Source organism: Anoxybacillus sp. (assembly GCF_036834105.1).
In the GTDB taxonomy this organism is placed as follows: domain Bacteria; phylum Bacillota; class Bacilli; order Bacillales; family Anoxybacillaceae; genus Anoxybacillus.
On the sequence record NZ_DAITON010000092.1, the window covers coordinates 1 to 9,423 of the forward strand.

A 9,423-nucleotide genomic window follows, 5' to 3' on the forward strand; every position below is an offset into this window, starting at 1 on the left:
TCCGTACGTACGGTGGTGTGAGAGGACGGAGGTTAATCACCTCCTCCTACTCGATCTACTTATTCAATTGGAATAAATGTTTTCTTTTGTGGGAGGCGAATAATGAGTTTGCCATCTTGAAACGATGCTTGAATATTTGTTTGTGACACAGGATAAGGGAGGAAAATGCTTTTCGTTGCTCGCTCATACGTACGTTGGCGATGAACGAATTTGTTTTCATCATCGATCGTTTCTATTTGCTCATCGTAAACGACAGACAACAAAAGGCGAGTATCATCGACAAATTGTAAATGAATATTTTCCCGTTTCGCATTTGGAATATGGGCGACGATGACGTATTCTTCATTTGTTTCGCGTACATCAACGCGAATATAGACGGGTGAAAATGTACGATGCACATACTCATCGAGCGTATACAACAATTTTTTTAATGATCGATCATCGAAAAACGATTCAAACATATGAGACAAATCTTTTTTCATACATATCACTCCTTGCGACATACGTTTGTTCGTAATATATGCAGGAAAAAATAAATTGTTCGCGAAACTTTTTATGACGGCATTCGTAAATATTATGGGAAAGAGATGAGAAAGGGAGAGATCATGTGCGTAAAAAAACGGAGAAAAAAGAGCGCCCCAATGTAAAGAGCATCGTAAACAAATATAAAGAAAAAGGAATGAATATTAGCTTATGCAAGCCACGTTCAGCGATGAAATGGTTTTTTGTGCAAAATTGTTGCCTTTTTCCACGGGTATGATACAATAAAAACAAAGTTCATATATGTCAAGAGATGTAGAGAGACCGTACATGCATAGTAAGCGAGTGCTTATTATGCTTGTTTCGGTCTCTTTTTATTTTTTGAATAAGGGAGAGATTGCGATGTTTTCTGCAACACAGCGTATGGAAGTCGTGAACGAAATGAGCAAAGCAACATACGACGTGCTCGTCATTGGAGGGGGAATTACCGGTTGTGGCATTGCGCTAGATGCGGTGACGCGCGGAATGAAAACCGCGCTCATTGAGATGCAAGATTTTGCGGCAGGAACGTCAAGCCGTTCAACAAAACTTGTTCACGGTGGTTTGCGCTATTTAAAGCAGTTCGAAGTGAAAATGGTCGCTGAAGTAGGGAAAGAGCGGGCGATTGTGTATGAGAACGGTCCGCATGTGACGACGCCAGAGTGGATGCTCCTTCCGATTCATCGTGGAGGCACGTTTGGAAAATGGAGTACATCAATTGGCTTATGGCTGTATGACCATTTAGCTCGCGTCAAAAAAGAAGAGCGAAGAACGATGTTGTCCGCCCATGAAACATTGCAAAAAGAGCCGTTAATTAAACGAGATGGATTGCTTGGCGGCGGTTATTATGTTGAGTATCGGACAGATGATGCACGATTGACAATCGAAGTGATTAAAAAAGCGGTTGAGTGCGGTGCACACGCTGTAAACTATGTGAAAGCTGAATCGTTTTTATATGATGAACAAGGTCGCGTCATCGGTGTCATATGTCGCGAGCAAATGACGAACAAATCATTTGCGATTTATGCTAAGAAAGTCGTCAATGCCGCAGGTCCGTGGGTCGACACATTGCGTGAAAAAGACGGCTCACATGTCGGGAAGAAGTTACGTTTGACAAAAGGAGTGCACATTGTCATTGATCAAGCGCATTTTCCACTCAAGCAAGCGGTATATTTTGATACACCTGACGGCCGCATGGTATTTGCGATTCCGCGCGATGGAAAAACGTACGTTGGCACGACAGATACGTTTTATGATGGAGATCGCATCCATCCAAAAATGACGAAGGGAGATCGCGACTATTTGCTGCGTGCCATTCATTACATGTTTCCATCAGTGCATGTTACGGAGGAACATATTGAATCGAGTTGGGCTGGATTACGTCCTCTAATTTACGAAGAAGGAAAAGATCCATCAGAAATTTCTCGTAAAGATGAAATTTGGCAATCTGCCTCTGGTCTTATTACGATTGCAGGTGGAAAATTGACAGGTTATCGAAAAATGGCCGAAACGGTTGTGGATCTGATCGCTAAACAGCTAGAGAAGACGTGTCGCCCTTGTCAGACGAAACATTTGCCTATTTCTGGAGGAGATATAGGTGGCGCAAATGAATGGCATACGTTTATATCAAAAAAAGTGATGGAAGGAATGAGTTACGGCTTTACCGAACAACAAGCGAAACAGCTCGTTCAACGATATGGGACGAATGTCGATCGTTTATTTGCGCTCGCCCACACATATGATCGAAATAGCACGTTACTTCCAATTGACTGGTACGTGATGTGCATGTATGCCCTTGAATACGAAATGGCGGTCACCCCGCTCGACTTTTTTATTCGTCGCACAGGGGCGCTCTTTTTCGACATTCATGCTGTTCGGCAATGGAAAGGGGCAGTCACTCAGCTTATGCAATCTTATTTCAACTGGACAGACGAAGAGCGAAACCGATATGAACAACAAGTAAACGTTGCGCTTCACGACGCAATAACTCCTTGCGACGAAGCAAAACATTAGTTAGGCGGGTTCTCCTGCCTTTTCTATTTCTTTTAGCTTTTCAATAATGCGCCGTTTACGATAAAACATGGCGCCAGCTTCAGCGATGTCGGCAATCATTGCTTGATTTGTCCACGCGCCAAACAGCATCCCTACTATTGGAATGGTTTGAAATAGCTTTTTCCAACCGTATTGGTCGCGAAATGCCCAAACGATTTCTCTCCATCCTTGCAATTGAGCAATCGTTTGTTGTTCGTTTTTCATCGACCATTCGTTTAAAACAGCTTGTTTTCCAACGACGTCCGCAAGCGCAAACTGCAGACATTTTACAATAAATAACCGCTCCCCTTTTTGATGAGGATGAAATCCGTATATGATCGCAATCTCTTGCAACGTTTTTAAAGCCGTTCCGAGAACGACAACAACGTCAAGTAATAACGTGAACGCCCCTCCAAAGCCTGTTGTTGCCCCTTGATATGTCGCGAATGTTTTACGTTTTGCTACAAGTCTCTCGCAAGCTTCATTCATCTTTTGCAAAGGAAGTAAGCGCACAGCATCTAACGTCACATTCCCATAAAATGATGATAAAACAGCTTTTTCATTTACTAAATATTGTCCACCTGTTTGAATATATTGTCCGAGCTCATCAAGCAATTGCGTCATTTTTTTATGTATCCATAATGGCGTGAAACGGTCAAGTAAAATAAATGGAAGACGGCTTATTTTCTCCCAAAACCAAATGTCTTTTTGTTCTTTCTCCCATTGCTCAATATGATGGAGTTGCTCAATTAAAAACGATTTGTCATCCATTTCCCTCACCTCGTGTATACATACGTATGAAAAAAAGGAAAGTTTCACGAAGAACACCGGCGAGTTGCCGGTGTTTAGTGAAATTGTACGTCAATTCGTTTTTTTCCGTCTGCTTGTGCTTTCGGGATGCGAATTTCAAGCACCCCATTTTTATACGATGCTTGTACGTTTTCGTGCGCTGCAGGGGAAGGGAGAGGGATCGTGCGATAAAATCGTCCGAAAAACCGCTCCTGCCGATGCATATGCTCATCATGTATATCGTGTTGTTTGCGCACTTGTCCGCTAATAGACAACGTTTGGTGGTCAATATGAATATCGACATCTTCTTTTCGTTCTAATCCCGGGATGTCGCAAGTGACAATCATTTCTTTTTCGTTTTCATGCACATCGACGCGCGGCATACGAAAAGCATCGTCAATATGTGAGAAGAGGGAAGGGAAGTTTGAAAACATACGTTCAACATCCCGACGCATCACATCTAATGAACGGAATGGGTCCATCGCCAAGCCTCCTTACATCGTATTCGGTACGTATTTTGCGCAAACGGCAGGATATTATACAAAAAACTTGCCTTAACGGGAAGGCAAGTTTTCCAATTGCTGTACGTATAAACGAACGAGTTCGTATTGTTGTTTCGCATGAAGCGATGATGTTGCAATGCGTGTTATAGCTAATGAAAATTTTTCATAAGGTGACTTTCTTAAGCGCGGATGCGTCATTTCATCTAGTAAATCACGGCGGATGGCATCAAGTAATACGTCCTCCGCTTCATTTTCTGTCGCAGGCAATGAACGGTTCGACCATAACGACCGATATGCGTCTAGCAGCTCCATCGAACAACCCCCTTAGTCAATGCGTTCAATCGTTTCAGCCATTTGCAAAAATGCATCTAACTCATCCGGCTGTTGAATAAAAATTGTCAACCGCATCGCCGGTTCATTTTTTACGACGAACACATACACTTCGCCGTCTTCAATCGCGCTTTTATATACGTCTGCACCGTTTAAACGTGTTCCTTTTGTCCATGCCATTTTCTCGACATGTCCATCTTTACTGCTCGCTTTTACATATTGTTCGGCTTGTTCGGCAATGAGCGACCAATCTGCCCCTTCATCGATCAGTTCGACAGTCATCGACGCTTTCTCTTCATCGAGAAAAATCATATCTTTTCCTGGCTCGACTGCTTCCGCCATATAGCCGTTTAAAATATTTGCTCGAAACGGTTGATTGCTGCTTTTATATGTGAAAAACTGTTCTTTCGGTTGTTCATTCGTTTCAGTTTTTTTCCGTTCAATCGTCTTGGCCATCGTCATGAACGTTTCTAGCCAATTTTCTTCTTTCTTTGTAAACACGGTCAGAAACATTGGGGCATCTCCTGTCACACCAACGATATAAACGATATCGTTATCGACAGGCGCTTCATATACGATCGCATCTTCAAAAGGTATTGTGCCTTCAAACGGCGTCGCTTGTTCAGAGACGGCCATTGCTCGTTCTTTTGCGTACGTTTCCATTTGATCTTTCGCTTCTTTCGGCAACAGCTCAATTCGCATCCATTGTTCATGTTCGCTTTCATGCATGACAACATCTTTTCCTGGTTCTTCTGCTTCTAAACTAAATTTTGGTAATAACGAAATGCTAAACGGCTGATTTGTGCTTTCAACGAGTGTGAAATCAAGTGGCGTTTGTTCTTTTGTTTGCTTTTTATTCGCAACGGGTTGTTCGGCTGGTGCGGTTGTTTGCTCGCTGCAGGCAGAAAGCAAAGTAACAACCGCCACGATACTCATCAATAACTTCGACTGTTGTTTCATCCTTGTCGCTCCTTTAACGGTTTTTACTTTTATTGTCGTATAGTTTTACGTTTCATGCAAGTATTCCTTTTTATACATGACCGTCCGATTTCGTCCTTGTTTTTTCGCCTCATATAAAGCGATGTCTGCTTGTTTAAACAAATCCGCTTCATTGGCGGCGAGGGTTGGAAAAATCGAGATACCGATGGAAATCGTAATATGAACCGTTTGCTTTTGTAATAAAAAGGGGTGGTGCTCAATTGTAGTACGTAGCTGTTCAGCAAATTGAAACGCTCCTTGCTCACAACTCGGCAATAAAAATGAAAACTCCTCGCCGCCATTGCGAAAAGCTAGCCCATGTTTCGGAGTAATTGAACGAACGAGTTCGCCAAGCTCACGTAAAATGATGTCACCGCCATCATGTCCATACAAGTCGTTAATTGACTTAAAGCGGTCAATATCAAATAAAATGAGCGATAAACAACCGTTTTTTTTCTTCACTTGTGCCATGTTTTCATGCAGTAGTGTATGAAACTGGCGAACGTTATACAGTCCGGTTAAAAAGTCGGTCGTTGCCCAAGTTTTATAATGTTGCAACATTTCTTTTGATTGGCGAATATCTTTGCAAATATGAGCGGCGATATACGTGGAAACGATTGAAATGGGCCAAAGAACAAATAGCGTTTCAATGTAAATGTCGGGGTCTCGGACATTAATAAATAACGCAAGCGAAATGAAACACATGCTGTAGACGTTCATCCAAAACGTTGTCATCAGTAGATGTTGCTTTAGCGAGCGGCTCATTAGTCCACAGCCGATTGCAATAATAAGCGAGATAAAAAAAGATGTGATGGATGCAGATACATTGCCGAATAAAAATCGCCCTGCCCCCATCATCATGCCTGCCGCAAGTGCGCTTGGCATTCCCCCATAGTAGCTAATGATCACGAGCGGAATGTGGCGCAAGTCCGCAATCACTCCATGTTCGAGCGGAATCGAAAAAAACATGAGCACGAGGCTAAGTAAACCGCAAAAAGCTCCTGCGAGTAGGCGCATATGAAGAGGGGATTGTTTATGAATGGTATACGGCAAAAATTTACTAATTAAATAAAAACCTGCAATCAGTATGCCGCTATTCGCAATAAATTGCTTAAACATCGTCCGCTCCTCCTTCCTTTAGCCAATATATGCGGACGAAAAAAAATGTTGCGGACAAACGCCGCAACATCTCTAAATTGAAATGGCCCATTCACCGTTCCGCATAATCGGCTCGCGAACGCCGTCTTTTGTGACGCCATCGACGTTCAATTCATGGGAACCGATCATAAAATCTTCATGCACTAAACTGTCGTTCGCCCCACGCTCAAGCAACTCTTCGGTGCGCATATGTGTTCCGTTTTTGATATTTGTCGGATATGCCTTTCCGAGCGCTAAATGCGACGCCGCGTTTTCATCAAATAACGTATTATAAAATACGAGATTTGATTGTGAAATAGGTGAGCGGTGTGGAACGAGCGCAATTTCACCGAGACGACGAGCTCCTTCATCTGTATCAAGTAAATGTTTTAACGTGTCATAGCCGATTTCTGCCGTAAAATCGACGACTTTTCCATCTTGAAATGTAAGCGTAAAGCCGTCAATAATATTGCCGCCGTAGTTAAGCGGTTTCGTGTTGCGAACGACCCCGTTCGTTCCATCTTTATGAGGCATCGTAAATACTTCTTCGGTTGGTATGTTTGGATTGAATATAATGCCGTCTGTGCTCTTCGCTGCACCGCCAGCCCAAATATGCCCATCTGGAAGCTCCACCGTTAAATTTGTTTCTGGCCCGTTATAAATGAGCTGTTTATATTGCTTATTGTTTAAATAATCAACGATGCGAGCTAATTTTTCATTGTGCGCTTTCCATGCTGCAATCGGATCGTCTTGATCGACGCGTGTCACTTGGAAAATGACATCCCATAATGCTGCCATTCCTTCTTCTTCGCTCATATGTGGGAACACTTTTTTTGCCCATGCTGGCGTCGGCACGGCAATTAATGACCAACAGTTATGATCGGCCATTAGGCGACTACGGTAGTTTTGCAGCGCCACGTTTGCTGCTTTTGTTGCTGCAGCTACCCGTGAAGGAGCAATATCTTTTAATAAGTCTGGATTTGGTGCATAAATGCTTAAAAACGCCCCACCTTTTTCAGCCACTTCTTCCCGTCCTTTCGCAAGCCATGATGGGTATTCATGAAGTGCTTCTTCGGGCGCATGTTTAAACTTTATGTACGTCATTTCTTCATCGCTCCACTCCACATGCACATGTTTTGCTCCTGCTTCGTACGCTTTCTCAGCGATTTTACGCACGAGCGGAGCGGACGGAAGCGGCGCGTTAATAAACAACGTTTGTCCTAGTTGAATGTTGACGCCGACACGTACAGCTAATTGTGCGTATTTTTCCAATTGTTTTTCTAACATAACAAAACCTCCTTATCGTAAAGCATACTACCATTTTAACAAAACGGATGATGTTGTGAAAACATTTTCACCTGTATTATGATGAAGGAAGGAATATAACTAGAAAGGGAATGACTTATGGAATGTGGTGACCAACAATTATGTTATGTTGAAGGCATATTTATTCGTGCTTATGAACGAACAGTTGATGTGCAAGTGAAGGGGGAGACGCTTACGTTCACGACGAACGAGCCGATGATCGGCTTTTGTGCCGGTGACGATGTTGGGGTGGCGTTTTGCGAAATCGAAGGGGAAAAGAAACTTATTTCAATGGAACGAAAAGACGGTTCAGCACTTTCGTACGTCAATGGAGAATATTTTGCCGACATCATTTTTATTCAGTGGGTAAATGAAACGTCGTTTTTATTTGATATATATCGTTCCCCTTATCGAGATTATGAAATGATGACGACGAACGAATCGTTTCCATGTGAACGTGAAACAACGATGACTGTTTTGTTCGTTCGCGAAGACGGAAAAAATATATTGAAAAAGGTTGTTGCGAAATGAAAGTTATTATTGCACCAGATTCATTTAAGGGGAGTTTATCGGCACATGATGAGTGCGCCGTAATCAAAAAAGCGTTTTTCGATGAATATCCGGAAGGGGCAGTTACGACCGTTCCGATGGCAGACGGAGGCGAAGGGACGATGGAAGCGATCGTTTCAGCGATGAATGGCTTCGTTCAACCGGTAACGGCTCGCGGCCCACTTTTTGATGCGCAGCAAGCAGCATACGGTGTTGTCGGTGATACAGCGGTCATTGAAGTAGCACAAGTCATCGGCTTGCCGCTCGTTCCAAACGAAAAAAGAAATCCGCTTCATACGACAACGTACGGTGTAGGGGAAGTGATCATAGCAGCGCTTGAGGCAGGCTATCGCCGTTTTGTCATCGGGCTTGGTGGAAGCAGCACAAACGACGGGGGGTTTGGGATGTTATGTGCACTTGGTGCAACATTTACAAACGCATACGGGGAACGGTTGCCCCCGATGCCGTCTTCGCTCCCTCATATTGCTCACGTCGATATGACATCGGTTGACCGACGCGTGTATGAAAGTGAGTTTCTCGTTGCTTGTGATGTCGATAATCCGCTGTATGGCGAGCGCGGTGCTTCACACGTATTCGGTCCGCAAAAAGGGGCGGATCGTGAAACGGTTCGCATATTAGATCAGTGGCTACATACGTATGCACAAAAAATCGAACAGCACACAAATCTTTTTTATGCACAAGAGCGTGGAGCGGGGGCAGCAGGAGGATTAGGATTTGCTTTTTTATATGACTGGGCGTAAAACCCCTATGCCTTTAGGCTAGGGGATGTAAGCCCTAACTACTTTGTGTTTGAATGTACTTTTGAATAGTCTCTTTACTAACATTCCCGATGCTACATGAGAAGTAGTCATCACTCCAAAAGGTACGCTCTTTCCAAAAATGTCGGCATAAGTACGCTTCTTGTTTTTGCCATATCCGATAAGTTGTAAGTTGTTTCAACAACCTAACCATTTCAAGAATACTCCACTTTGGAGAGTAACGAATGAGGATATGGATATGGTCTTGGTCTATTTCTTGCTCGACAATTAACCAACCGTCATGAGTGGCGATACATTCGATTTCAGCCTTCATGTCACAACCTACCTTTGACAAGAGTTTTTTTCGATATTTGCAAACAAATATGAAGTGACACATAAGCAAGTGCTTACTATGATTTTCGGAAATATACTTCATTGCTTTTCTAGGCCTTTGCGAATCAGTTCGTAGACCGCACCTGCAAAACTTGAAATGTAATTTTCTTTTTGATACTTTTCTATTTCTG

The 9,423-nt window shown here is 43.1% G+C and carries 11 protein-coding genes; 3 read left to right on the top strand and 8 right to left on the bottom strand.

All coding sequences use genetic code 11. The features are described from left to right. Nucleotides 1-59: 59 nt before the first annotated feature. Nucleotides 60-482: an Hsp20 family protein gene (locus V7Z64_RS09475; RefSeq protein ID WP_297992720.1), complete on the bottom strand. Its 423-nt coding sequence runs from the start codon at nt 480-482 to the stop codon at nt 60-62. A gap of 400 nt (nt 483-882) precedes the next feature. Between V7Z64_RS09475 and V7Z64_RS09480 the strand changes: the two genes are divergently transcribed. Next, nucleotides 883-2,532 carry a glycerol-3-phosphate dehydrogenase/oxidase gene (locus V7Z64_RS09480; protein WP_297992718.1) on the top strand — a complete coding sequence of 550 codons (1,650 nt, stop codon included), beginning with the start codon at nt 883-885 and terminating at the stop codon, nt 2,530-2,532. Here the strand turns inward: V7Z64_RS09480 and V7Z64_RS09485 are convergent, their stop codons facing one another. From V7Z64_RS09485 to V7Z64_RS09510, 6 genes are all read right to left on the bottom strand, one after another. Then, nucleotides 2,533-3,321 carry an EcsC family protein gene (locus V7Z64_RS09485; RefSeq protein WP_297992717.1) on the bottom strand — a complete coding sequence of 263 codons (789 nt, stop codon included), beginning with the start codon at nt 3,319-3,321 and terminating at the stop codon, nt 2,533-2,535. It abuts the gene before it with no gap. 74 nt (nt 3,322-3,395) lie between these two features. Beyond that, a complete protein-coding gene (locus tag V7Z64_RS09490) occupies nt 3,396-3,821 on the bottom strand; it encodes an Hsp20/alpha crystallin family protein (RefSeq protein WP_297992715.1) in 426 nt (141 codons plus the stop codon). A gap of 72 nt (nt 3,822-3,893) precedes the next feature. Next, entirely contained in the window at nt 3,894-4,154 is a 261-nt protein-coding gene (locus V7Z64_RS09495; protein ID WP_003394640.1) for a hypothetical protein, read from the bottom strand. A 12-nt stretch (nt 4,155-4,166) separates the two neighbouring features. Further along, nucleotides 4,167-5,132: a hypothetical protein gene (locus tag V7Z64_RS09500; protein ID WP_297992714.1), complete on the bottom strand. Its 966-nt coding sequence runs from the start codon at nt 5,130-5,132 to the stop codon at nt 4,167-4,169. Between the two features lie 45 nt (nt 5,133-5,177). Then, nucleotides 5,178-6,269, bottom strand: a complete 1,092-nt coding sequence (locus tag V7Z64_RS09505; protein WP_297992712.1) for a GGDEF domain-containing protein — start codon at nt 6,267-6,269, stop codon at nt 5,178-5,180. A 72-nt stretch (nt 6,270-6,341) separates the two neighbouring features. Further along, the gene (locus tag V7Z64_RS09510) at nt 6,342-7,574 is read right to left on the bottom strand and encodes an aminopeptidase (RefSeq protein WP_297992710.1); all 1,233 of its coding nucleotides are present in this window, start codon (nt 7,572-7,574) and stop codon (nt 6,342-6,344) included. 117 nt (nt 7,575-7,691) lie between these two features. On the opposite strand from V7Z64_RS09510, the gene V7Z64_RS09515 reads away from it, so the two are divergent. Both V7Z64_RS09515 and V7Z64_RS09520 read left to right on the top strand, forming a co-directional pair. Next, nucleotides 7,692-8,123 (top strand): hypothetical protein, encoded by a 432-nt coding sequence (locus tag V7Z64_RS09515; RefSeq protein WP_297992707.1) that lies wholly within the window; start codon nt 7,692-7,694, stop codon nt 8,121-8,123. Further along, nucleotides 8,120-8,902, top strand: a complete 783-nt coding sequence (locus tag V7Z64_RS09520; protein ID WP_297992705.1) for a glycerate kinase — start codon at nt 8,120-8,122, stop codon at nt 8,900-8,902. Before V7Z64_RS09515 ends, V7Z64_RS09520 begins: the two co-directional genes overlap by 4 nt. Before the next feature lie 34 nt (nt 8,903-8,936). Here V7Z64_RS09520 and tnpA read toward each other — a convergent pair whose 3' ends face one another. Next, complete coding sequence (gene tnpA, locus V7Z64_RS09525; RefSeq protein WP_297992703.1) at nt 8,937-9,335, bottom strand: IS200/IS605 family transposase; 399 nt, start codon at nt 9,333-9,335, stop codon at nt 8,937-8,939. Nucleotides 9,336-9,423: the final 88 nt, after the last annotated feature.